The organism is Achromobacter xylosoxidans A8 (genome assembly GCF_000165835.1).
Taxonomy (GTDB): Bacteria; Pseudomonadota; Gammaproteobacteria; order Burkholderiales; family Burkholderiaceae_B; genus Achromobacter; species Achromobacter xylosoxidans_B.
The window spans coordinates 6,841,919-6,865,302 of record NC_014640.1 but is presented as its reverse complement, the minus strand read 5'-3'; the positions used below and the strand labels follow the sequence as shown (position 1 = coordinate 6,865,302).

Here is a 23,384-nt window from a genome sequence, read left to right as displayed (position 1 = left end):
AGACAACTATGCATGCTTCGGATCACACGCTGGCCGGCCCTCCGGGCGGCATGGGCGATGGCGCTGCCAGTACGGCGGGCAGGCTGCGGCCCCACGACTACGTCATCAGCGGCACCAATCCGCTGGTGGCGGCGGCGAACCCGCTGCTGGACCTGATTCCGCAGATCCGCGCAACGGCGGCCCATCCGTCGCCCGCGATGCTGCGCGAGCACCTGCTGGACGAGGTGCGCCAGTTCGAGCTGCGCGCGCAGCAGGCGGGCATACCCAACGAAACCATACTGGGCGCGCGCTATTGCCTGTGCACGGCATTGGACGAGGCCGCCGCGCTCACGCCATGGGGCGGGGGCGGGGTGTGGTCCGCGCACAGCCTGCTGGTCACTTTCCACAACGAGACCTGGGGCGGCGAAAAGTTCTTCCAGCTGCTGGCCAAGCTGTCGCAGAACCCGGGGCAGCATCTGGATCTGCTGGAGCTGCTGTACTACTGCCTGCTGCTGGGTTTTGAAGGACGCTACCGCGTGATCGACAACGGCCGCTCGCAGCTGGAGACGTTGCGGCAGCGCCTGTTGCGGATCCTGCGCGGCGCGCGCGGCGAGTATCCACTAGCGTTGTCGCCCCATTGGCGCGACGAACCGGCGCAGACGCCCTTGCGCCGCTTGCCCGTGCCGCTGTGGGTGTTCGGCGCATTGGCCGCCGTGCTGGCGCTGGCGCTGTACTGGGGCCTGGGCTGGCGCCTGGGCAGCCAATCCGACGCCGTGTTCGCATCCATCGCCAAGCTGCGTCCGCCTACCGTGCAGATCGCGCCGACGGCGGTGAAGCGGCCGGCGCCTGCGCCGCGGCTGGCGGTGTTCCTGGCGCCCGAGATCCGCGATCAGTTGGTCTCCGTGCGCGACGAGGTGGACCGTAGCGTGGTGGTGCTGCGGGGCGACGGCGTGTTCGAGTCGGGCGCCAGTTCCGTGCGCGACCAGTATCTGCCGGTGTTGTCGCGCGTGGCCGATGCCTTGCGCGAGACGCAGGGCAGCATTCTGGTGCGCGGCTACTCCGACAATACGCCGATGCGCAGCGCGCGCTTCCCGTCCAACTGGCACCTGTCGCAGGCGCGCGCGGATGCGGTCAAGGACATGCTGGAGCAGCGCCTGGGCCAGACGGCCAGGGTGCGCGCGGAGGGCCGCGGCGATGCCGATCCGGTGGCGCCCAACGACACGGCTGCGGGCCGCGCGCTGAACCGGCGAGTGGAGATCACGGTGCTGGTGCCGCCGCCGGCGCACGAGCAGGGAGGACAGGAATGATCTACAGGCTGTTCGGATGGTTCTTCAGCCGCCGCGTGTGGAACTTCCTGGGGCTGGTGGCCCTGGCGGTGCTGATCTGGATCGCAGGGCCGCTTATCGCGATCGGCACCGTGCGCCCGCTGGAAAGCGAAACAGTGCGCATTGCGGTCATCGTGGCGATGTTCGCAATCTGGCTGCTGCGGTTGCTGTGGCGCAAATGGCGCGAGGGGCGTTTGAACGCACAGTTGCTGAGCCAGCTGCGGCGGCCCAAGCCCAAGGCGGACAAGCCTTTGGAGGAGGCCGCCGGCAATGACGAGATACGCCAGCTGGAGGCGCGGTTCCACGAGGCCGTGGAACTGCTGCGCAAGACACGCTTCGAGAGCCGTGGCAGGCGCGGCGCGCTGGACCGGTTCTCCAAGCAGTATCTGTACCAGTTGCCCTGGTACGTGATCATCGGTGCGCCGGGCGCGGGCAAGACCACCGCGCTGGTGAATTCGGGGCTGAACTTTCCCCTGGCGGAACGCTATGGCAAGGTGGCCCTGCGGGGAGTGGGCGGCACCCGCAATTGCGACTGGTGGTTTACCGACGATGCCGTGCTGTTGGACACGGCTGGGCGCTACACCACGCACGAAAGCGATCCGACTGGCGACGAGGAAGAGTGGCGCGGCTTTCTCGGCCTGCTGTCCAAGTATCGCGGCCGGCAGCCCATTAATGGCGCCATGCTGACGGTCAGCGTCGAAGACCTGCTGTCGGCTTCCGACGCGGAACGGGCGCAGCATGCGGCGGTGTTGCGACGCCGGCTGCAGGAACTGCGTGAACAGTTGGGCATCGCGTTTCCGGTCTATGTGCTGGTGACCAAGACCGACCTGCTGTCGGGCTTCGAAGAGTATTTCGCTTCCTTCACCCGCGAGGAACTGGCGCAGATATGGGGCTTCACCTTGCCGTATGCGCGCGCGCAGGAGCCGGACTTCGACCTGTACGAGGCCTTTCACGAGGAATATGCCCTGTTGCAGCGGCGCCTGGATGACGCCTTGCCCGAAGTGGTGGCGGCCGAGAGCGATCCGGCGCGGCGCGCGCTCGCCTATATGCTGCCGCAGCAGTTCGCCGGCCTGCAGGCCATCCTGGGCCATTTCCTGAGCGATGTGTTCGCGACCTCGAAATTCGAGGCGCGCGTCATTCCACGAGGCGTCTACTTCACCAGCGGCACGCAGGGCGGCGAAACCTTCGACCAGGTGACCGGGCATCTGAAGCGCTACCTGCGCATCGACGGCGGCGCCGCGTCCGCGGCCAGCGTACCGGGTGAAGGAGAGGGCCGCAGCTACTTCCTGAAAAATCTGCTGCAGGACGTGATCTTCCGCGAAGCGGGCCTGGCGAGCCGCAACCTGCGCTGGGAACGCCGCTACCGGCAGCTGCATTGGGCGGGCTACGGCCTGGTGACAGCGGCCTTCGTGGCCTTGATCGGGGGGTGGGCGATGAGCTATCGCAACAACGCCGATTACGTGGAGGAAGTGGCGCGGCGCGTACCCGCAGTGGAGAAGCTGACGCGCGACATCAAGATCACGCGCACCGGCGACCTGCTGGGACTGATGCCCTTCCTGGACAGCCTCTGGTACCTGCCGCAGCATGAAGGCTTCGAGATCGACAACCCGCCGCTGAGCTATCGCTATGGCCTCTACCAGGGCCAGAAACTGCAGGCGGCGGCGCAGGGCGTGTACGGCAACACCCTGGACCAGGTGCTGCTGCCGCAAGTGGCGCGGCGCGTCGAGACCGCGTTGCGCGACGCCTCGGCCAGCGACCTGGAATATTCCTACGAGGCGCTGCGGGCCTATCTGATGCTGTACGAGGCGGAGCGCTATGACGCGGAGTTCATGCATGCCTGGCTGCTGTCGGACATGCAGGCCACCTTGCCCGAGGGCTACACGCGGCGCCAGTACGAACAGTTGTCGCTGCACCTGCGCAACCTGACGCAGAGCCATGTGCTGGCCTCGCCGTTTCCCAAGGATGACGCGTTGGTGGCACAGGCGCGCGAGAAGCTGGCGCGCTACACGCTGGCGCAACGCGCCTACAGCCGGCTGCGCCGCACCCTGGCCAACGCCGATGCGGCGCCCGAGATCACGGTGGTGACGCTGGGCGGCGCGCAGGCCAGCGCCGTCTTTGTGCGCAAGAGCGGCAAGCCGTTGAGCCAGGGCATACCCGCGCTCTACAGCTATCGCGGCTACTGGGACGTGTTCAACAAGCGCGTCACCGGCGTGGCCGAGGTGCTGCGGTCGGACGATGCGTGGATCTTGAACATACCCTTGCGCAGCCAGCTGGACCAGACGGCGCAACGCCAGCTGGTGGTGGACATCAAGCGCTTGTACATGAACGACTACGTGGCGCAGTGGGACGGCTATCTGAACGATCTGCAGCTGGCGCCCAGCAAATCGCTGCTGCAGAACATCCAGATGGCGCGCACCTTGTCGGCGCCGGAGTCACCGCTGGTGCGGCTGGTGCGCGGCGTCGCGCGCGAAACCTCCTTGCTGCGCGATACCGGCAAGGACGACCGTTCGCTGGTGGATCAGGCGCGCGACCGCGTCAGCAGCACGCGCGAGGCGCTGGAGCAGATGTTCGGGCCGACCGGGCCGGGCGCGGCCATGCGGGCCGACGCCAGTGACGAGAAGCTGGAGCGCATCGTGGACCAGCACTTCGAACCCTACCGCCGGCTGGCCGAAGGCGAGGGCGCGACGGCCGGCGCTGCTTCTCCGATCGCCGCAACCACGGGCCTCATCAACGAACTCTATACCTATCTGACGGCGGCGGACGCGGCCTTGCGCAGCGGCAGTCCCGCGCCCAGTTCGGATGCCGTGACCAAGCTGCGGGCGGAGGCGGGACGCCTGCCCGGGCCGTTGCGCGACGTGCTCAATTCCCTGTCCGTGAACGCGTCCGGCGAGGTGTCCGACGTGGCCCGGGCGCGCATGGGCGAGACCGTGTCCGCCACCATAGGCATGTTCTGCAGCCAGTCCGTGGCCGGACGCTACCCGTTTTCCGGCCGTTCCACGCGCGACGTGGCGCCCAACGACATGGCGCGGCTGTTCGGGCCCAACGGCCTGATGGACGACTTCTTCCAGAAGAACCTGGCGAACCAGATCGATGTGTCCGGACAGCGCTGGCGCTTCAAGCCCGGCATCGATGGCAAGTCGGGGGAGAACTCCGGCACGCTGGATGCCTTCCAGCGCGCCGGCGTCATCCGCGACGTGTACTTCATGGCGGGCAACCCCATGCCCTCGTACCGGGTGGCCATCAGGCCCGTGGAAATGGACGCGGACATTACCCAGTTCGTGATGGACGTGGACGGCCAGGCGGTGCGCTACGCGCACGGCCCGCAGGTCGCGACCACGGTGCAGTGGCCCGGCCCCCGCGGCAGCAACCAGGTGCGCATAGAGCTTACGCCGCAGGAAGGGGCGGCGGGCATGACCACATCCGGCCCCTGGGCGCTGAACCGCATGCTGGATCGCGCCCAACTGCGGCGCGGCGCCACGGCGGAAATCACGCTGGCCACATTCGACCTGGGCGGGCGCAAGGTGGTGCTGGAGATCACCGCCAGCAGCGTCAAAAGCCCTTTTCATCTGGCCGAGATGCAGGCCTTTGCCTGCCCCGGCGCGTCATGAACAGGACATGGACATGGAGCTAGCAGTGGAGCGGGGACGGGTGGGCTGGTACGGCAAGATTCCGGCGGCGGGAGATTTCGTGCACCGGCGTCTGCCGCGCGAGCTGATCACCTGGTGGGACCGCTGGTTGCAGTTCGGGCTGGCTGCGCTGAAGCAGGCGCCGGACGTCAATGCCGCGCGCGGTTTCGCGTCGGCGCCCATCTGGAATTTCGCGATTCCATCGGGGCCGGGCGCCGGCGTCGCGCAGCTGGGCTGCATCACGCCCAGCCGCGACCGGGTGGGTCGGGGCTATCCGCTGTGCGTGGTCATGGCCGTGCCGCCCGAGCAGTACCACAGCAGCATCCTGGACGGCGCCAGCGACTATTACCGGCAGGTCGGCGCCAGCATGCTAGCCGCGGTGCGCCATGGCTGCCCGGCGGAACAGTTCGACCGCAGCCTGCAGCAGTTGCGCATGCCCGTGGCGGCGGCGCGCGTGTCCGCGCCAGGCGCAGGCGCCGCGCCGCGCGCGGGCAGCGACATCATGGACATCCTGAGCGCGGGCCGGGAGCAGGATTCCGCGCCGCTGGCGCGCCGCGCGCTGGGCGCCTGGCCCGATCTGCCGTTCTGCTTCAACCCCAGTTCCCACACCAGCTATTGGTGGACCAACCAGGCGGACGGCGCGGCCTTGCAGACCTACATTCATGGCGGCGCGCTGAACGCTACGCTGTTCGCCAGATTGTTCTCATCCCTGCCGACCTGGCATCCCTGAACCTGCCGGAGGACCGCGCATGCTTCGAACTTCAGCTGTGCCGCCGGGACCGGGCCCGGCAGGCTTGCCGGCCGCTCCAGAGGAGGCGCGCCTGGCCGATATCTTGCGCCTGCCGCCCGGGCGGCTGCGTGAGCAGGAGATCCTGCACCTCGTCGCCGGTTTGTCCGCGTCCCTGGCCGCCTTGCACGAGGCCGGCCGGGCGCACGGCGGCATCTGCCCCAGCGCCGTGATCCGCGATGCGCAGGGTGTTGCCGTCCTGGCGCCACCTGCCGATGTTGCGCCGGATGAGGATGACGCCGTCCGGCACGCGGGTTACGCCGCGTTCGAACAGTACACGGACGATCCGAGCCATGCTTGCGGCCCTTGGACGGACGTGTACGGGCTGTCGGCGCTGGCGTACTTCCTGGCGTCGGGTGCAGCCCCTCCGGGCGCGCTGGCACGGCGCGTGCGCGACGACTGCCCGCCTTTGGACGAATGGCAACCGGGCACCTATCGAGCGGCGTTCTGCGCCGCCGTGGACGAGGGGCTGGCGATGGAGGAGCAGGCCAGGCCGCGGACGGCTGCGGCGCTTGTCGCGGCGATGGGTGCGATCCCGCCGGCCGTGGCGGCTGCTGTGGCGCATCCAGCGCCGGCGCCCGCGGCGGATCCGGAGCCGGAGCCGGACATATTTGCGCCCTCATTGATGGCGGAGACGCCCGCCGACGAATCTGCCGATCCACCGCCGGTTGCCGCCCGCCTGACCGCGATGCGGCCGGAACGCTCGGCGCGGCCGGGGCGCTTGCTGCCGCTGGCCGTGGCGGGCCTCCTGCTGCTTGCGGCGGTCGGGTATGCGTGGTTGCGGCCGGCGCAGCCGCCGCAGCCCGCAACCGTCGCAACAGCGCCTGCGCCGACGCCACAGACCCTGCCGGATTCTTCCGCCGCGACCGGACCCGCCTCGGCGCCGCAGACTGCCGCTGCCGGATCCGTGGCGCCGGCCGCCAGCTCAAAACCGGAAAGCGCCCCTGAGCCTGAAGCCGCGGCAGCCCCCCCGGTTTCAGAGCCGGCTGCACCCGCGACCCCGCCGCCCCAGGCCGCGCCCGTCACGGTGCAGGTGGCCGTGCGTCCCTGGGGAGAGGTGCTGGTCAACGGCCGTTCGCGCGGGGTGAGTCCGCCGCTGCGCGAACTGGCCCTGCCACCCGGCCGCTACCAGGTGACGGTGCGCAACGCGTCGGCGGGGGATCACCGCATGACTTTGACGGTGGCTCCGGGCCGGCCGGCTTCCATCACGCATGAGTTCAAGTGAAAGACGTGGGTTCGCGCCCGCATGCGGCGCGTGGATCGCGCCGCAGATGGCGGAAGCCCGTCAAGGCAGGGTGGATTCGCCCCGAAGCAGGTCGTCCAGCGTTTCGCGCTGGCGCACCACGTAGTACTTGTCGCCGTCGACCATGGCTTCGGCCGCGCGGGGCCGCGCGTTGTAGTTGCTGGCCATGGCCATGCTGTAGGCGCCCGTGGACTCCACCGCCAGCAGGTCGCCCTGCTCGATGGCCAGCTTGCGCTGCTTGGCCAGCCAGTCGGCGCTTTCGCAGACCGGGCCGACGATGTCGTAGAGGGTTGCGTCGCCCGCACGCGGATGCACGGGGCGCACGCCATGGAAGGCCTCGTACAGCGCGGGGCGCAGCAGGTCGTTCATGGCGGCGTCGACGATGGCGAAGTTGCGCGCTTCCGAGTGCTTCAGGTACTGGACCCGGGTGAGCAGGACGCCGGCATTGCCCACCAGCGAGCGGCCGGGCTCCAGCACCAGCTGAAGATGGCCGAAGCCGCGCGCGTTCAGGCGTTCGAAGACGCGGTCCAGCAAGACCTGGGGTGAGGGTGGGATCTCATCCGTATAGCGGATGCCCAGGCCGCCGCCCAGGTCCAGATGGGCGATCCGGATGCCTGCCTGATCCAGCTTTTCGATCAGGTCCAGCAGCTTTTCCAGCGCGTCGAAATAGGGGCTGATGTCGGTGAGCTGCGATCCGATGTGGCAGTCCACGCCCACGATGTCCAGGCCCGGCAGCGATTGCGCGCTGCGGTAGACGTCCAGCGCCGACTCGATGGCGATGCCGAACTTGTTTTCCTTCAGGCCGGTGGAAATGTACGGATGCGTCTGCGCGTCCACGTCCGGGTTGACCCGCAGCGAGACGGGCGCGCGCAGGCCCATGCCATGCGCGACTTCCGACAGCCGGCGCAATTCGGCTTCGGATTCGACGTTGAAGCATTTGACCTGGGCCGCGAGCGCAGCGCGCATCTCCCAGGCCTGCTTGCCCACGCCTGAAAACACGATCCTGGACGGGTCCGCGCCCGCCGCCAGGGCGCGCTTGAGCTCGCCGCCGGAAACGATGTCGAAGCCCGCGCCCAGGCGCGCGAATTCCTTCAGGACGGCCAGGTTGGAATTGGCCTTCATGCCGTAGCAGACCAGCACGGGGTGCTGGCCGACGGCGTTGCGGTAGGATTCCCAGGCGGCCTTGAGCGCGGCGCGCGAGTACACGTACAGCGGCGTGCCCAGCTTTTCGGCCAGGTGATCCAGCGGCACGTCCTCGGCGTACAGGACATTGTTGCGGAACTGGAAGTACGGATGACCGGCCAGTTCAGGCTGCGCGGGGAATCGGGAAGTCATGGCAGCGACGGCGCCGGCGGGATGACCATCGGCTGTTGTTGCTGTTGCGTACGCGAGGGCGGCTTGCCGTCAGGCGTCGGCATGTACAAGGGGCCCTTGTACCCGCAGGCCGCGACCATGCCGGTCGCCAGCAGCGTGGCTACAATGCGAAGGACCATGCGGCGAAATGCCAAGTGGAACACTGGGAACTCCTAAATCTTGCAGGCTCGATTATGACCGAAACCGAATTTCTTGCGTTGATCGACCAGGTGCTGAACAGCATCGAAAGCCAGGCCGATGACTGGGCGGCTTCGCTCGATGTCGATGTCGAAACCAGCCGCAGCGGCAATGTGCTGACGATGGTTTTCGAAGACAACACCCACGTGGTGGTGAACAGCCAGGCTGCCATGCAGGAGCTATGGGTCGCCGCGCGCAGCGGCGGCTTCCATTACCGCTACGATGGCCAGCATTGGAACGATACCCGAGGCGGCCCGCAGTTGCCGGACGCCCTGTCGCAGATCTGTTCCGCAGCCGCTGGCGTGCCCGTGACGATACGCCTGTAAAAAAGCCAGGTTCAGGCGAAAAAAAGGCCGGCCCATGGGGCCGGCCTTGTCATTTGCGCGTCAGAACGGGATCTTCTGGGACCAGGGCGTATTGCTTTGCGTGCCCACGCCCGGCGCCACCTTGATCCGGGTTTCCTCGCTGGTGCTGCCATTCAGGCCGTTGAGGAATTCACCCAGCGTGTCGGCTTCGGGCAGGCCCAGACGTGCCACCGCTTGTCCGGGCGGGAATTCGGAGAAATAGAACTCGCCGTTTTCCACGATGAGGCCGTCGGGCCGGGGGCGCGGCTTCTCTTCGGGTACGCCCTTGAGTACCGTCTGCATGTAATCGACCCAGATCGGCATGGCGACGCCGCCGCCGGTTTCGCGCGAGCCCAGTGACTTGGGCTGGTCAAAGCCCAGCCACGCGGTGGCGACCAGCGACGGGGTGTAGCCGGAGAACCAGGCGTCCACGGATTCGTTGGTGGTGCCGGTCTTGCCGGCAATGTCGTTGCGCTTGAGCAGCACGCGGGCGCGCGCCGCGGTGCCGTAGGTGGCCACGCCGCGCAGGATGTCGTCCATGATCCAGGCGGTGCGCGGGTCGATGGCGCGGGCCGCGGCGTCGCCGGCCACGACCGGCTTGGACTGCATGATGACCTTGCCGTTGCTGTCGGTGACGCGGTCGATCAGGTAGGGCGTGACGCGGTAGCCGCCGTTGGCGAACACCGAGAAGGCGCCGGCCAGTTGCAGGGGCGTGACCGAGCCCGCGCCCAGGGCCAGCGGCAGCACGGCGGGCTGGCGGGCCTTGTCGAAGCCGAAGCGGGTCAGGTAGTCCTGCGCGTATTGCGGGCCGATGGCCTGCAGGATACGGATCGACACCATGTTCTTGGATTTGTACAGACCCTGACGCAGGGTCAGCATGGGCTCGTACTGATTGCCGTAGTTCTTCGGGTTCCAGGCCTTGGAACCGGTCTGGGCGGCGGTCAGCTCGAAGGGCTGGTCAGAGATCTGCGTGCCCGGCGTCAGGCCGCGTTCCAGCGAAGCGGCGTAGATGAAGGGCTTGATGTTCGAGCCCGGCTGGCGCCAGGCCTGCGTCACGCGGTTGAAGTTGCCGCGGTAGAAGTCGAAGCCGCCGACCATGGCGCGGATCGCGCCATCCTGCGGCGACAGCGCCACGAAGGCCGCCTGTACCGAGGGCAGGTTGATGATTTCCCAGTTGTCGCCGAACTTGCGGATGTAGACCACGGAGCCGCGCTTGATGCGCTGCTCGGGCTTGGCCTTGTCGTTCAGCGCGCGCGCCACCACGCCCAGCACCTTCTTGTCGGTGACGGTGATGATCTCGCGCGAGCTGCGCGCCAGCTTCACTTCGGTGGGGCTGGCCGACAGCACCAGCGCCGTCAGCAGGTCGCCGCTGTCGCTGAACTTGTCGAACACGCCGTCCAGGAACTCATCGAGCGCCTGCGGGTTGTTCTCGGTGCCCGGGGGCAGGTCCAGCTGTTCTTCGGGGCCGGGATAGGGCGCGCGACGCGTGTATTCGAGCACGCCTTCGCGCACGGAGCGGTAGGCCGCTTCCTGGTCCTTGGACTGCACCGTGGTGTAGATATTGATGCCGCGCGAATAGACGTTGTCCTGGTACACGTTGAACAGCAGTTGGCGCGCCAGTTCCGCCACGTATTCGCCATGGATGGAATAGCCGCCGGCCGGCGTGCCTTCCGCGGACTTCATGACGATGGGCTGGGCCATCGCCTGCTGATATTCCGGTTCGGTCAGGTAGCCCAGCGAATGCATCCGGCCCAGCACGTAGCGCTGGCGCAGTTCGGCGCGCGGACGATTGGCGATCGGGTTGAAACGCGACGGCGCCTTGGGGATGCCGGCGAGCATGGCGGCTTCCGCGGGCGTGACTTCCGACAGAGGCTTGCCGAAATAGGTGCGCGAGGCGGCCGCGAAACCGTAGGCGCGGTGCCCCAGGTAGATCTGGTTCATGTAGAGCTCGAGGATCTGGTCCTTGGTGAGCTCCGATTCGATCTTGAAGGTCAGCAGCAGTTCATAGAACTTGCGCGAATAGGTCTTCTCCGACGAAAGGTAGAAGTTGCGCGCCACCTGCATGGTGATGGTACTGGCGCCCTGCGACTTCGACATGCTGATCAGGTTGGTCAGGCCGGCCCGCGCCACGCCCATCCAGTCGATCCCGCCGTGCTGATAGAAGCGGTCGTCTTCGGCCGCCAGCACGGCGGACTTCATGACGTCCGGGATTTCGTTGAAGCGCAGCACGTTGCGGCGTTCTTCGCCGAATTCGCCGATCAGGACGCGGTCCGCCGTATAGACGCGCAGCGGCACCCGAGGACGGTAGTCCGTCATGGCGTTCAGGTCCGGCAGGTTGGGCCAGGCCAGCGCCAACGCCATTCCGGCCAGCAGTACGCCGCACAGGAACAGGCCGGCAAAGAAGATGCCGGTTTTGACGAAGAATCGCAGTATCGGGGAACCGCTCTTGGCGGGCTTGTCTTTCTTGGAGGAATTCTGGGGCTTGCTCATCGCGGCGATTTTACGGGTATCTCCGGGTCCGTCTTGGCACGGGGCACCGGTTTCTGTAACAAAATCGTTCAGTGTGGTAGGCGGGCAACTGGCGGCTGATGTGATAATGCCGTCATGAACTTTTCCGCTATCTCATGTCCGGAGGCCGACCCGGACCCGGCGTCCTCTGGCGAGACGCCTGAAAACCTGCCTTGCGCCGCTGAGTGCACAGGCAGGGCCGCTACATTGCCGCATGACCTGCCGGTCTTCCTGGTCGGAATGATGGGCGCGGGCAAGACGACCATAGGGCGTGGCCTGGCGCGTGCGCTGGGGCGCGAGTTTATGGACTTGGATCATGAGCTCGAGGCGCGTTGCGGCGTGCGGGTGCCGGTAATCTTCGAAATCGAGGGCGAAGCCGGTTTTCGTCGCCGGGAATCAGCCGCCTTGGAAGAGTGTACCCAACGACGCAACATAATTCTCGCCACCGGGGGCGGCGCCATCCTGGCGCCGGAAAACCGCCAGCGCCTGCACGAGCGCGGCATCGTGGTCTATTTGAGGGCCAGCGTGGACGAATTGTTCCGCCGCACCTGCCGCGACCGCAACCGTCCCCTGTTGGCCACCGCCGATCCGCGCGGCACGCTGCGTGACCTTATGACCCTGCGGGAACCCCTCTATAAGGAAGTGGCCGACCTGGTGGTGGAAACGGGCGCCATGCCCATCCACACCCTGGTCAAGGCGCTGCTGCCGCAATTGCAAGCCTTCGAGAAGCACATATGAACGTTGTACACGTGGACACCCCGGGCGGAAGCTACCCGATCAACATCGGCCCGGGCCGCCTGGACGTCCTGGACCAGAGCATTCCGGCCGACGCCACCGCGATCGCCGTGGTGACCAACCCGACCGTCGCCGCCTTGTACGGCGAACGCGCCGAGGCGGCGCTGGCCAGGACCGGCAAGCGGGTGCTGCGCATCGAATTGCCGGACGGCGAGGCCTACAAGGACTGGCAGTCGCTGAACCTGATCTTCGACGCCCTGCTGGGCAACCGCCTGGACCGCCGCTGCGTGCTGGTGGCGCTGGGCGGCGGCGTCATCGGCGACATGACCGGCTTCGCCGCCGCGGTCTACATGCGCGGCGTGCGCTTCTTGCAGGTGCCGACGACTTTGCTGTCACAGGTCGATTCGTCGGTGGGCGGCAAGACCGCCGTCAACCATCCGCTGGGCAAGAACATGATCGGCGCGTTCTACCAGCCGGTCGCCGTCGAGATCGATACGGACGTGCTGAACACGCTGCCGGCGCGCGAGGTGTCCGCGGGCCTGGCCGAAGTGATCAAGTACGGCCTGATCCTCGACCCGGCGTTCTGGTCCTGGTGCGAAGAAAACGCGCAGAAGCTGCGCGCGCTGGATCCGGACGCCGTCAGCCATGCCATCCGCCGCTCCTGCGAGCTGAAGGCGCAGGTGGTGGGCAAGGACGAGCGCGAATCCGGCCTGCGCGCCATCCTGAACCTGGGCCACACTTTCGGCCACGCCATCGAATCCGGCCTGGGCTACGGCGCCTGGCTGCATGGCGAAGCGGTGGGTTGCGGCATGGTGCAGGCTGCCGAGCTGTCGGCCGACGTCGCCGGCTTTGAGCGCGCCGACGTGGAGCGCGTGCGCGCGCTGGTGACCGCCATCGGCTGTCCCGCCGTGGCCCCTGACCTGGGCGCCGACCGTTGGCTGGACCTGATGCAGGTGGACAAGAAAACGGAAGGCGGCTCGATCCGCTACGTGCTCATGACCCGCATCGGCGAAGCCATGATGCGCCCGGCTCCCGACGACGCGGTGCGCGCCGTCCTGGCCCGTACCACCCAATAGACATGCTGGAGACGGTGTTGCAGATGAAAGAACTGGCTTCCTATGCATCCCACCCGTCTCAATCGCGCGGGCGGACCTATGCCGAGCCGCCGCCGGAAAATCGGACGGAGTTTCAGCGCGATCGCGATCGCATCGTCCATTCCGGCGCGTTCCGGCGCCTGGAATACAAGACCCAGGTCTTCGTGAACCATGAAGGCGACCTGTTCCGCACCCGCCTGACCCATAGCCTGGAAGTGGCCCAGATCGCGCGCACGCTGGCGCGCAGCCTGGGCCTGTCCGAAGACCTGACCGAAGCCATCTCGCTGGCGCATGACCTGGGCCACACGCCGTTCGGCCACGCCGGGCAGGACGAGCTCAATGCCTGCATGCGGGAACTGGCGCCCGAGGCGGGCGGCTTCGAGCACAACCTGCAAAGCCTGCGGGTGGTGGACGAACTCGAAGAACGCTATGCGGACTTCAACGGCCTGAACCTGTGCTTCGAAACGCGGGAAGGCATCCTCAAGCACTGCTCGGCCGCGCATGCGCGCCAACTGGGTGACGTGGGCCAGCGCTTCCTGGACCGCACCCAGCCCTCGCTAGAAGCGCAGCTGGCCAATCTGGCGGACGAAGTCGCCTACAACAACCACGACATCGACGACGGCCTGCGTTCGGGCCTGATCACGCTGGAACAGTTGAAGGAAGTCTCGATCTTCGAGCGCCACCACGCCCATGTGCTGGAAAGCTATCCCGGGCTGGCCCCGCGCCGCGCCGTGGCCGAAACCATACGCCGCATGATCAATACGCTGATCGTCGACCTGACGCGGACTTCGCTGGCGCGCATCCGCGAGTTCGCGCCCGCCACTGCCGACGACGTGCGCCGCGCGCCGCCCCTGGCGACGTTCTCGCCGGAGATCCGCAGCGAGGCCGACGCGCTCAAGAAATTCCTGTTCGACAATCTGTACCGCCACTACCGCGTCTTGCGCATGACGACCAAGGCGCGGCGCATTGTGCGCGAGCTGTTCGCCGCCTTCCTGGACGATCCGCGCCTGCTGCCGCCCGACTACCGCCGGCCGGCGTTCAATGAGCAGGCCCGCGCCATCGCCGATTACATTGCCGGCATGACGGACCGCTACGCCATCCGCGAACACAAGCGCCTGTTCGAGATGGCCTGAGGCCCGCGCGCGGCGGCGCGGGCGCAGGTCTCAGACGCCTTGCCCTCGCTTCAGCCCGCCAGATAGCGCTGCGTCAGCAGCACCCAATAGGCCGCGCCCACGGGCAGGCTGTGGTCGTTGAAGTCGTAGCCCGGGTTGTGCACCATGCAGGCGCCGTGCCCGCTGTTGAAGCCGTCCGCTGACCCATCGCCATTGCCCACCAGCAGGTAGGAGCCCGGCACTTCCTCCAGCATGAAGGCGAAGTCCTCGCTGCCGGTCAGTGCCCGGGTCTGCAGCTCCACCCTATCGGCGCCCACCAGTTCCACCGCCACCTGGCGCGCGAAATCGGTTTCTTCCTGGGTATTCACCAGCACGGGATAGCCGCGGCCATAGTCGATGGTCGCCCGCACCTGGTAGCTGGCCGCCTGGCTGTGGACCAGTTCGGTGATGCGCGTCTGCAAGGTGTCGCGCACGCCGCGGTCCAGCGCGCGCACGCTGAGTTTCAGCGTAGCGGTCTGGGGAATCACATTGTTTGCTTTGCCGGCGTTGAACGCGCCGACCGTGATCACCGCCATGTGCAGGGGATCGATGTTGCGGGCGACGATGCTTTGCAGACCCATGACGATGGCCGCGCCTGCCACCACCGGGTCGGCGGCGCAATGCGGCATCGCGCCATGTCCACCCACGCCTTCCAGCACGATGGTGACGTTGTCGGACGAAGCCATGGCCGCGCCGTCACGCAGCAGCAGGCGGCCTTGCGGATGGCCCGGCATGTTGTGCATGGCGTAGATGGCGTCGCACGGATACTTGCGGAACAGCCCGTCCTCCATCATGCGCTTGGCGCCGCCCAGGCCTTCCTCGGCGGGCTGGAAGATCAGGTTGAGCGTGCCGTCGAAGTCGCCGTGCCTGGCCAGGTGATGCGCTGCCGCCAGCAGCATGGCGGTGTGGCCGTCGTGGCCGCAGGCATGCATCACGCCTTCGTTGCAACTGGAGTGATCCAGGCCCGTGGCTTCCTGGATCGGCAGGGCGTCCATGTCGGCGCGCAGGCCCAGGCGTTTGCCGCCCGTGCCGCGGCGCAGCTGACCGACCAGGCCGGTGCCGCCCAGGCCGCGCTCCACTTCATAGCCCCATTGCGTCAGGCATTGCGCCACCAGGTCGCTGGTGCGGAATTCCTGGAAGCCGAGCTCGGGGTGGCGATGGATGTCGCGGCGGATCGAGACGAACTCGGCGGCCTGGGCAGTCATGGTCTGCAGGATGGGATGCATGTCGGGTAGATCCTGGAATCGGGTCACGGGTTGCCGGCCAGTTTCACGTGGCTGGAGATTTCGCGGAAGCGTTCGGTCTCGGCGCGGTACATGGCATCGGCCTGTTCCGCGCTCATGGGGGCGGAGACTTCGATGTTCTGGTGGGCCAGGCTGTCCTTCACCGCCGGATCCTGCATGGCAGCATTAAGTGCGGCGTTCAGGCGCGACACCACGTCTTGCGGCGTGTCGCGCTTGACGAAGTAGCCGGTCCAGGTAGTGAAGTTGAAGCCCTTGAGCAGCTGGCCTTCATTCACCGACGGCACCGACTTGAGCGCCGGCAACTGGCTGCGCTGCGGGTCCAGGCTGGCCAGCAGCTTGATGCGGCCCTGTTCGGCCAGCGCCACCTGCTGCTGCGACAGCGGCAGGATGGCCAGGTCCACTTGGCCGCCGCCGATGTCCTGCATCAGCGGCGCGCCGCCCTTGTAGGGCACATGCATCATGTTGGCGCCGATGGTGCGGGCCATGTGCTCGCCCAGCACGTGATACAGCGAGCCCACGCCCACGCTGCCGAAGGTCAGCGGCTGAGTGGCCGAACGCGAGCGCGCCAGCGTGACCAGTTCGTCAGCGTTGTTGGCGGGCAGGTCTGCGCGCGCCACGATCACCAGGGGCGCCATGCCTATCATCTGCACTAGGCGGAAGTCCTCGCTCTTGAGCTTGACCGCGGGGTTGGCGATGGGGGACAGGATCAGCTCGTTGGGCGAGCCCTGGAACAGGTAGTAGCCGTCGGCCTTGGCACCCAGCACCTTTTGCGCGCCTAGCGCGCCGCTGACGCCGCCCAGGTTCTCCACCAGTACTGGCTGGCCCAGCTGCTTGGACACGGGCGAGGCCACCACCCGGGCGATGGAATCGGATGCGCCGCCTGCCGGGTAGGGCACCATCATCATGACCGGCCGGTCGGGATAGTCTGCGGCCTGGGCGCTCTGGCCCAGCAGTGCCGCGCCCAGCGCCAGCGCACAGCCGGCCTGGCGCAGGCCATTGGAAAGCATGCTCACGAAATTCCCCTTGGAATGGATATAGGCGTGTTCCGCATGCTAGGGACTGGCCTCGCTAGTTGTCTAACGAATTGTTATTCTGGAAGCTAGAAAAAAAACTCATACTTGAACGGGGACTCGGGCATGAATCTCAAGCAGCTCGAACATCTGCTGGCGGTGGCCGAGGCAGGCTCCTTCAGCCGCGCGGCCGAACATCTGCATCTGACCCAGTCGGCGCTCAGCCGCAGCATCCGGCTGCTGGAAGAGGACCTGGGGGCGCGGCTGCTGGACCGCATGGGCAAGCGGACCGAGCTGACGCCGCTGGGCCTGACCGTCGCCGGCCGCGCGCGGCGCATCCTGTTCGAATCGGGCGAATTGCGCCGCAGCGCCGAACTGCTGACCCAGGGCGACCGGGGCAGCATCAGCATAGGCCTGGGATCGGGGCCAGGCGTCATGCTCATGACACCGCTGCTGGCGCACGTGGCGCAACACTATCCGCAAGTGCGGCTGGATGTGATGCGCGGTTCGCCGGAGGCCCATCTGGCGCTGTTGCGCCAGCGGCGCCTGGATGCGCTGGTGGTCGATACCCGCGGCATTGTGCCGGCGGCCGATCTGCGCATCGAACCCATATCGGAAATGCGCGCCGGGTTCATCTGCCGCCGCGGCCACCCGCTAGTCCAGGCGGGGCGGCCGGCGCGCTTCGCGGAGGTCGCGGCCTATCCGCTGGCGTCGACGTTCCTGGCCGCCGACACGGTACGCATCGTGGTCGAGCATTTCGGTATCGAGGCGGACCCGCAGACGTCGATGCGCCTGCGCTGCGATGAAATCGGCAGCGTGCTGGAAGCGGTGCGCGTGTCGGACGCGGTATTCCTGGGCATCGTGGGCGCGGCGCGGGTCGGCATCGCTGCGGGCGAACTGACGGAATTGCCCACCGACCCGCCGCTGCGCAGCCACGCGCTGTTCGCGATGGTGACCTTGACGGGCCGCACCGAGGCGCCCGCGATGGCGCTGGTGCGTGAATTCGTGGCCCAGCGCCTGCGCGATTGAACCCGCGCTAGCGGTGCTTGCGGTAGGGCTCGTCCTCGGGCACGAAGGTGGCTTCGGCCAGTGCATCGCGCGTCCACTCCTGCATGGCGGGCAGCGCCAGCACTGCGTCCATGTAGTCGCGCACCGGACCCGCGGCCGCGATGCCATAGGTATTGAAACGCGAGACCACCGGCGCGAAGAAGGCGTCGGCGATCGAGAATGCGCCAAACAGGAAAGCGCCGCCCTGGCCGAATTCCGCGCGCGTGTCGTGCCAGATGGCTTGCAGGCGCGAGATGTCCTGTCGCGCGGCCTCGGGCAGGTCGATGCCGGGCAGCCGCGCCTCGACGTTCATGGGCAGCGCCTGGCGCATTGCGCCAAAGCCGCTGTGCATCTGGGCGGCCAGCGATCGGGCGCGGGCGCGCGCCTTGGGGTCCTGCGGCCACAGGTGGGCCTCGGGATGGCGCTCGGCCAGGTATTCGCAGATCGCCAGCGAATCCCAGACCGCGAAGTCGCCGTCCAGCAGCACCGGCACCAGGCCCGCGGGCGACACCGCGCTCACGCGGCGCGAGAATTCCTCGGTGAAGAAGCCGAGCTTCTGTTCCGTGAATGCAATGCCCGTGGCGCGCAAGGCGATCCAGGGGCGCAGGGACCAGGACGAGTAATTCTTGTTGCCGATGATCAAGGTGTACATGCCGCGATCCTTTCTAGCCATTGATGTGAGGGTTCATGCGCCCGGGCTGCGACGCAGCAGTTTGCCCAGATACTGTCCGGTGTGGCTGGCGGGCGTGTCGGCCACGTCTTCCGGCGTGCCCTGCGCGACCACGCGGCCGCCGCCATCGCCGCCTTCGGGGCCCATGTCGATCACCCAGTCCGCGGTCTTGATGACGTCCAGGTTGTGCTCGATGATCAGCACGGTATTGCCGCTGTCGACCAGTTGGTTCAGCACCTGCAGCAGCAGTTCTATGTCGCGGAAATGCAAGCCCGTGGTGGGTTCGTCCAGGATATAGAGCGTGCGGCCGGTGCTGCGTCGCGACAGTTCCTGCGACAGCTTCACGCGCTGCGCCTCGCCGCCCGACAGGGTGGTCGCGCTCTGCCCCAGCCGGATATAGGACAGGCCCACGTCGATCAGCGTGTGCAGCTTGCGGGCGATGGCCGGCACGGACTCGAAGTACTCCAGCGCCTGCTCCACGGTCAGGTCCAGCACTTCGCTGATGTTGCGGCCGCGATAGCGGATTTCCAGCGTTTCGCGGTTGTAGCGTTTGCCGTGGCAGACGTCGCAGGGCACGTACATGTCGGGCAGGAAGTGCATCTCGACCTTGACCACGCCGTCGCCCTGGCAGGCCTCGCAGCGTCCGCCCTTGACGTTGAAGCTGAAGCGCCCCGGATCGTAGCCGCGGGTGCGCGCCTCCGGCACGCCCGCGAAGAGTTCGCGGATCGGCGTGAACAGGCCTGTGTAGGTCGCGGGATTGCTGCGCGGCGTGCGGCCGATGGGGCTCTGGTCCACGCTGATGATCTTGTCGAAGTTTTCCAGCCCCTGCATCGACACGTAGGGCGCGGGTTCGCTCTGCGCGTGGTGCAACTGGCGCGAAACGGCGACCGCCAGCGTGTCGTTGACCAGCGTGGACTTGCCCGAACCGGACACGCCGGTCACGCACACCAGCCGGCCCGACGGGATGCGCAGGTCCACGGTCTTGAGGTTATTACCGCTTGCGCCCGCCAGGGTCAGCCAGGACAGTTCTTCGTTGACGGGGCGCCGCTGCGGAATGGCGATGGCGCGCGCGCCGCTGAGGTACTGGCCGGTCAGCGAATTCGGGTCGCGCTGCACGGCTTCCGGGTCGCCCTGCGCCACCACCTGGCCGCCGTGTTCACCCGCGCCCGGCCCCATGTCCACCACCCAGTCGGCCATACGGATCATGTCTTCATCGTGCTCGACCACGATCACGCTGTTGCCCAGGTCGCGCAGGTGCTGCAGGGTGCCGATCAGCCGGTCGTTGTCGCGCTGGTGCAGGCCGATGGAGGGCTCGTCCAGCACATACATCACGCCGGTCAGGCCCGAACCGATCTGGCTGGCCAGGCGGATGCGCTGCGCCTCGCCGCCCGAGATGGTGTCGGCGCTGCGGTCCAGCGACAGATAGTTCAGGCCCACGTTGTTCAGGAAGCTCAGGCGCGCCTCGATTTCGCGCACGATGCGTTGCGCGATCTCTTGCTTGGCGCCGGTCAGGCTCAGGTCGCGGAACCAGGCGAGGCAGGTCGATAGCGGCATGGCCTCGACTTCATAGATGGCCTGGCCGTGGCGTTCGCCGCCGCGCGGATCCTGGCCGATCAGTACGTTGCGGGCCTCGGGCCGCAACCGCGAGCCGCCGCAGTCCGGGCAGGTCTTGATGTTGCGGTACTTGCCGAGTTCTTCGCGCACCGTGGCCGAATCGGTCTCGCGCCAGCGGCGCTCCAGGTTCGGGATCACGCCCTCGAAGGTGTGGCGCTTGACCGTGCTGCGGCCTTTCTCGTTCAGATAGAGGAACGAGATCTCTTCGTCGCCGGAGCCGTACAGCACCTTGTCGCGCAGCGCTTCGGGCAGTTCCTCGAAGGGCGCCTCGATGTCGAATTCATAGTGCGCCGCCAGGCTGGTCAGCAGCGAATGCGTGAAGGCGTTGCGGCGGTCCCAGCCGCGGATGGCGCCGGCTGCCAGGCTCAGCTCGGGGAAGGCGACCACGCGCTTGGGATCGAAGAAGCCGACCTGGCCGATGCCGTCGCAGCTGGGGCAGGCGCCCATGGGGTTGTTGAAGCTGAACAGGCGCGGCTCCAGCTCGGGCAGGCTGTGGCTGCACACCGGGCAGGCGTAGCGGCTGGAGAAAACCTGTTCGCGCTCGCTGTCCATGTCCAGCGCCAGGGCGCGGCCTTCGGCCAGCTGCAAGGCGGTTTCGAAGCTTTCCGCCAGGCGCTGCTTGCTCTCGGGCTTGATGCGCAGCCGGTCGATGACGACGTCGATGTCGTGCTTCTCAGTCTTCTTCAGCGGCGCCATGCCGTCGATTTCGGTCATCTGGCCGTCCACGCGCAGGCGCACGTAGCCCTGCGCCTGCAGGCTGGCGCACTCGTCCTCGAAGCTGCCTTTCTTGCCGCGGGCGATCGGGGCCAGCACCGCCAGGCGGGTCTCGGGCGTCCAGGACAGCACCGCGTCCACCATCTGGCTGACGCTCTGCGCTTGTAGCGGCAGGCCGTGGTCCGGGCAGTAGGGCGTGCCGACCCGCGCGTACAGAAGGCGCAGGTAGTCGTGGATCTCGGTGATGGTGCCGACGGTGGAGCGGGGGTTGTGTCCCGCCGCCTTCTGTTCGATGGAAATGGCCGGCGACAGGCCCTCGATCAGGTCCACGTCCGGCTTGTCCATCAGTTGCAGGAACTGCCGGGCGTAGGCGGACAGGCTTTCCACGTAGCGGCGTTGGCCCTCCGCGTACAGCGTGTCGAATGCCAGCGAGGATTTGCCCGAACCGGACAAGCCGGTGACGACCACCAGCTTGTGGCGTGGCAGGTCGAGCGAGACGTTCTTGAGATTGTGGGTGCGCGCACCCCGAATGCGTATTGTCACGTCGATCGGGCTCTTTTAAGCGGTTTCAAAGGCCAACTTGGTACTATAGCGCGCCGAATCCCCCTGCGTTCGGGGCAGTTCTTCAGCCTGGATAGTCCCGGGGGCGGCATTGCACCGCCAGATCAGACCGTGAGCGTGTGACATGCACGCGCGCGGGCGAGCCCTAGTCATCGTTGAATTTTTCGCATGCAGGCAGATAAAAAACTGAAATTGACCCCGTCCGAGCGCCGCGCCAGCGTGGCGCTGGCCGGCCTGTTCGCCGCGCGGATGCTGGGGCTGTTCCTGTTGCTGCCCGTCTTCGCCGTGGCCGCTGCCGGCATGCCGGGCGGCGACGATCCCGCCCGCGTCGGCCTGGCGCTGGGCATGTACGGCCTGACCCAGGCCTTCATGCAGATCCCTTTCGGCCTGGCGTCCGACCGCTGGGGCCGCCGCCCGGTGGTGTTGTTCGGCCTGCTGCTGTTCGTGGCGGGCAGCATTGTCTGTGCGCAGGCGTCCGACGTGTACTGGATCACCATCGGCCGCGCCATCCAGGGCGCGGGCGCCATTTCGGCGGCCGTGACCGCCTGGCTGGCGGATTCCACCCGCGACGAGGTCCGCACCCGCGCCATGGCCATGGTGGGCGGGTCGATCGGCCTGTCCTTCGCCGTTTCGCTGGTGCTGTCGCCGGTGCTGGTGGGCTGGTGGGGCCTGTCCGGCCTGTTCTGGACCATCGCCTGCCTGGGCGTGATCTGCCTGGCCGTGGCGGGTTGGGTGGTGCCCGTGGTGCCGTTGACCCAGGCCCGCACCATGCAGGCGGCCAGGCCGCGCGAAGTCCTGACCCACAGCGACCTGCTGCGGCTGAATTTTGGCGTGTTCGTGCTGCACCTGATCCAGGTGGCGCTGTTCGTGGTGGTGCCGGCCCTGTTGGCCAAGGTAGGCGGCCTGGACGCGCGCGAGCTTTGGAAGGTCTATCTGCCGGTCATCCTGGTTTCCTTCGTGCTGATGGTGCCGGTGGTGTTCATCGCGGAAAAGCGCCGCGCCCATCGCGGCGCCCTGCGCGCCGCCGTTGCAGGACTGGCGTTGGTGTGCGCCTTGCTGCCCGCGGCCAGCCATGGCTTCTACACCCTGGCCGCCGCCCTGACGGGCTTCTTCGTGGCGTTCAATGTGTTGGAAGCCTTGCAGCCCTCGCTGGTGTCGCGGGTGGCGCCGCAGGCCTATAAAGGCCTGGCGCTGGGCTTCTACAACACCGCCCAGGCCGCCGGCCTGTTCGCGGGTGGCGCGCTGGGCGGCTGGCTGGCCTCGCATTCTGGGTCCAGCGCTGTTTTCATCGCTGCCGCCATCCTGTCGGCGATCTGGCTGGCCGTGACCTGGGCGTTGCGGCCGCTGCCCCAGCCGGCTTGCTAGCGAATTCCCCTCGGGAAAGTCGGGGATCGTTCCCCGAAAAGCGCCCAACAGCCGCGAAAATCGGCTAGCCGGGGTGGACGGCTTTGTCACATCCTGGTTTGGCGCGGCGGGCTCTTTTCGTCGATAATACGCATCAAATCAGGGCTTCACTCAGGGTTTAACCCGGCGTCGCCGGTCATCGTTGCGGTGACCGGCGTGTTTCATGAAGCCGGTCTTCAACATCGCTTTTATGTTGTTGCCGGCGCGTCCGCGGCAACGCACACGCAGGCTGTCAACAACAGAGGGACAACGGCATGGCATCGGTTAACAAAGTCATACTCGTGGGCAATCTGGGACGCGACCCGGAAGTCCGCTACAGCCCCGAAGGGGCGGCAATCTGCAATATGTCCATTGCCACCACCTCCACCTGGAAAGACAAGGCTTCGGGCGAACGCCGCGAAGAAACGGAATGGCACCGCGTCGTCATGTACAACCGCCTGGCTGAAATCGCCGGCGAATACCTGAAGAAGGGCCGCTCGGTCTACATCGAAGGCCGTCTGAAGACGCGCAAGTGGCAAGACAAGGACACCGGCGCTGACCGCTACAGCACCGAAGTCGTCGCCGACCAGATGCAGATGCTGGGTGGCCGCGAAGACGGCGGCGGCGGTGGCGCAAGCTTTGGCGGCGGTGGTGGCTACGACGACGCGCCTTCGCGTCCGGCACAGCAGCGCGCCCCGGCCCAGCGCCCGGCCCCGCAACAGCGCCCGGCGCCCGCAGCGGCTCCGGCCAGCAGCGGTGCTAATTTGGCGGATATGGACGACGATATTCCGTTCTAGT

The 23,384-nt window shown here is 67.2% G+C and carries 18 protein-coding genes; 11 read left to right on the top strand and 7 right to left on the bottom strand.

Annotated elements, in window-relative coordinates; genetic code table 11:
• The first annotated feature begins 8 nt into the window (after positions 1 to 8).
• The 4 genes from AXYL_RS31590 to AXYL_RS31575 are packed head-to-tail and all read left to right on the top strand — an operon-like array spanning position 9 to position 6,942.
• Positions 9 to 1,286 (top strand): DotU family type VI secretion system protein, encoded by a 1,278-nt coding sequence (locus AXYL_RS31590; RefSeq protein ID WP_013396964.1) that lies wholly within the window; start codon positions 9 to 11, stop codon positions 1,284 to 1,286.
• On the top strand, positions 1,283 to 4,912 hold the full coding sequence (gene tssM, locus AXYL_RS31585) for a type VI secretion system membrane subunit TssM (RefSeq protein ID WP_013396963.1): 3,630 nt from the start codon (positions 1,283 to 1,285) through the stop codon (positions 4,910 to 4,912). Before AXYL_RS31590 ends, tssM begins: the two co-directional genes overlap by 4 nt.
• A gap of 13 nt (positions 4,913 to 4,925) precedes the next feature.
• Positions 4,926 to 5,660, top strand: coding sequence for a type VI secretion system-associated protein TagF (gene tagF / locus AXYL_RS31580; protein ID WP_013396962.1), 735 nt, complete (start codon positions 4,926 to 4,928; stop codon positions 5,658 to 5,660).
• 19 nt (positions 5,661 to 5,679) lie between these two features.
• Entirely contained in the window at positions 5,680 to 6,942 is a 1,263-nt protein-coding gene (locus tag AXYL_RS31575) for a serine/threonine-protein kinase (protein ID WP_013396961.1), read from the top strand.
• Positions 6,943 to 7,002: 60 nt separating this feature from the next.
• Here AXYL_RS31575 and lysA read toward each other — a convergent pair whose 3' ends face one another.
• Positions 7,003 to 8,295 carry a diaminopimelate decarboxylase gene (gene lysA, locus AXYL_RS31570; protein WP_013396960.1) on the bottom strand — a complete coding sequence of 431 codons (1,293 nt, stop codon included), beginning with the start codon at positions 8,293 to 8,295 and terminating at the stop codon, positions 7,003 to 7,005.
• Entirely contained in the window at positions 8,292 to 8,453 is a 162-nt protein-coding gene (gene lptM / locus AXYL_RS31565; RefSeq protein ID WP_237709961.1) for an LPS translocon maturation chaperone LptM, read from the bottom strand. The genes lysA and lptM overlap by 4 nt, the downstream gene beginning before the upstream one ends.
• A gap of 54 nt (positions 8,454 to 8,507) precedes the next feature.
• Between lptM and cyaY the strand changes: the two genes are divergently transcribed.
• Positions 8,508 to 8,837, top strand: a complete 330-nt coding sequence (gene cyaY, locus AXYL_RS31560) for an iron donor protein CyaY (protein ID WP_013396958.1) — start codon at positions 8,508 to 8,510, stop codon at positions 8,835 to 8,837.
• 60 nt (positions 8,838 to 8,897) lie between these two features.
• Here the strand turns inward: cyaY and AXYL_RS31555 are convergent, their stop codons facing one another.
• Positions 8,898 to 11,345, bottom strand: a complete 2,448-nt coding sequence (locus AXYL_RS31555; RefSeq protein ID WP_013396957.1) for a penicillin-binding protein 1A — start codon at positions 11,343 to 11,345, stop codon at positions 8,898 to 8,900.
• A 114-nt stretch (positions 11,346 to 11,459) separates the two neighbouring features.
• Here AXYL_RS31555 and AXYL_RS31550 point away from each other — a divergent pair, with 114 nt between their 5' ends.
• Genes AXYL_RS31550 through AXYL_RS31540 form a run of 3 tightly spaced genes read left to right on the top strand, consistent with a single transcriptional unit; the run spans position 11,460 to position 14,325 of the window.
• Positions 11,460 to 12,101 carry a shikimate kinase gene (locus AXYL_RS31550; RefSeq protein ID WP_013396956.1) on the top strand — a complete coding sequence of 214 codons (642 nt, stop codon included), beginning with the start codon at positions 11,460 to 11,462 and terminating at the stop codon, positions 12,099 to 12,101.
• Entirely contained in the window at positions 12,098 to 13,174 is a 1,077-nt protein-coding gene (gene aroB / locus AXYL_RS31545) for a 3-dehydroquinate synthase (RefSeq protein ID WP_013396955.1), read from the top strand. The genes AXYL_RS31550 and aroB overlap by 4 nt, the downstream gene beginning before the upstream one ends.
• A 23-nt stretch (positions 13,175 to 13,197) precedes the next feature.
• Positions 13,198 to 14,325: a deoxyguanosinetriphosphate triphosphohydrolase gene (locus AXYL_RS31540; RefSeq protein WP_041656895.1), complete on the top strand. Its 1,128-nt coding sequence runs from the start codon at positions 13,198 to 13,200 to the stop codon at positions 14,323 to 14,325.
• Positions 14,326 to 14,375: 50 nt separating this feature from the next.
• Here AXYL_RS31540 and AXYL_RS31535 read toward each other — a convergent pair whose 3' ends face one another.
• Entirely contained in the window at positions 14,376 to 15,569 is a 1,194-nt protein-coding gene (locus AXYL_RS31535) for a M20 aminoacylase family protein (protein WP_013396953.1), read from the bottom strand.
• Positions 15,570 to 15,592: 23 nt separating this feature from the next.
• Positions 15,593 to 16,594 carry a tripartite tricarboxylate transporter substrate binding protein gene (locus AXYL_RS31530; protein WP_013396952.1) on the bottom strand — a complete coding sequence of 334 codons (1,002 nt, stop codon included), beginning with the start codon at positions 16,592 to 16,594 and terminating at the stop codon, positions 15,593 to 15,595.
• A gap of 129 nt (positions 16,595 to 16,723) precedes the next feature.
• Between AXYL_RS31530 and AXYL_RS31525 the strand changes: the two genes are divergently transcribed.
• Complete coding sequence (locus tag AXYL_RS31525; RefSeq protein WP_013396951.1) at positions 16,724 to 17,626, top strand: LysR family transcriptional regulator; 903 nt, start codon at positions 16,724 to 16,726, stop codon at positions 17,624 to 17,626.
• Between the two features lie 7 nt (positions 17,627 to 17,633).
• On the opposite strand, the gene AXYL_RS31520 is transcribed toward AXYL_RS31525, so the two are convergent.
• Entirely contained in the window at positions 17,634 to 18,296 is a 663-nt protein-coding gene (locus AXYL_RS31520; protein WP_013396950.1) for a glutathione S-transferase family protein, read from the bottom strand.
• Between the two features lie 33 nt (positions 18,297 to 18,329).
• Positions 18,330 to 21,185 carry an excinuclease ABC subunit UvrA gene (uvrA, locus tag AXYL_RS31515; RefSeq protein ID WP_013396949.1) on the bottom strand — a complete coding sequence of 952 codons (2,856 nt, stop codon included), beginning with the start codon at positions 21,183 to 21,185 and terminating at the stop codon, positions 18,330 to 18,332.
• A gap of 186 nt (positions 21,186 to 21,371) precedes the next feature.
• On the opposite strand from uvrA, the gene AXYL_RS31510 reads away from it, so the two are divergent.
• Together AXYL_RS31510 and ssb are read left to right on the top strand one after the other, a co-directional pair.
• On the top strand, positions 21,372 to 22,568 hold the full coding sequence (locus tag AXYL_RS31510) for an MFS transporter (protein WP_013396948.1): 1,197 nt from the start codon (positions 21,372 to 21,374) through the stop codon (positions 22,566 to 22,568).
• Between the two features lie 293 nt (positions 22,569 to 22,861).
• A complete protein-coding gene (gene ssb, locus AXYL_RS31505; RefSeq protein ID WP_013396947.1) occupies positions 22,862 to 23,383 on the top strand; it encodes a single-stranded DNA-binding protein in 522 nt (173 codons plus the stop codon).
• The last annotated feature ends 1 nt before the right edge of the window (position 23,384 follow it).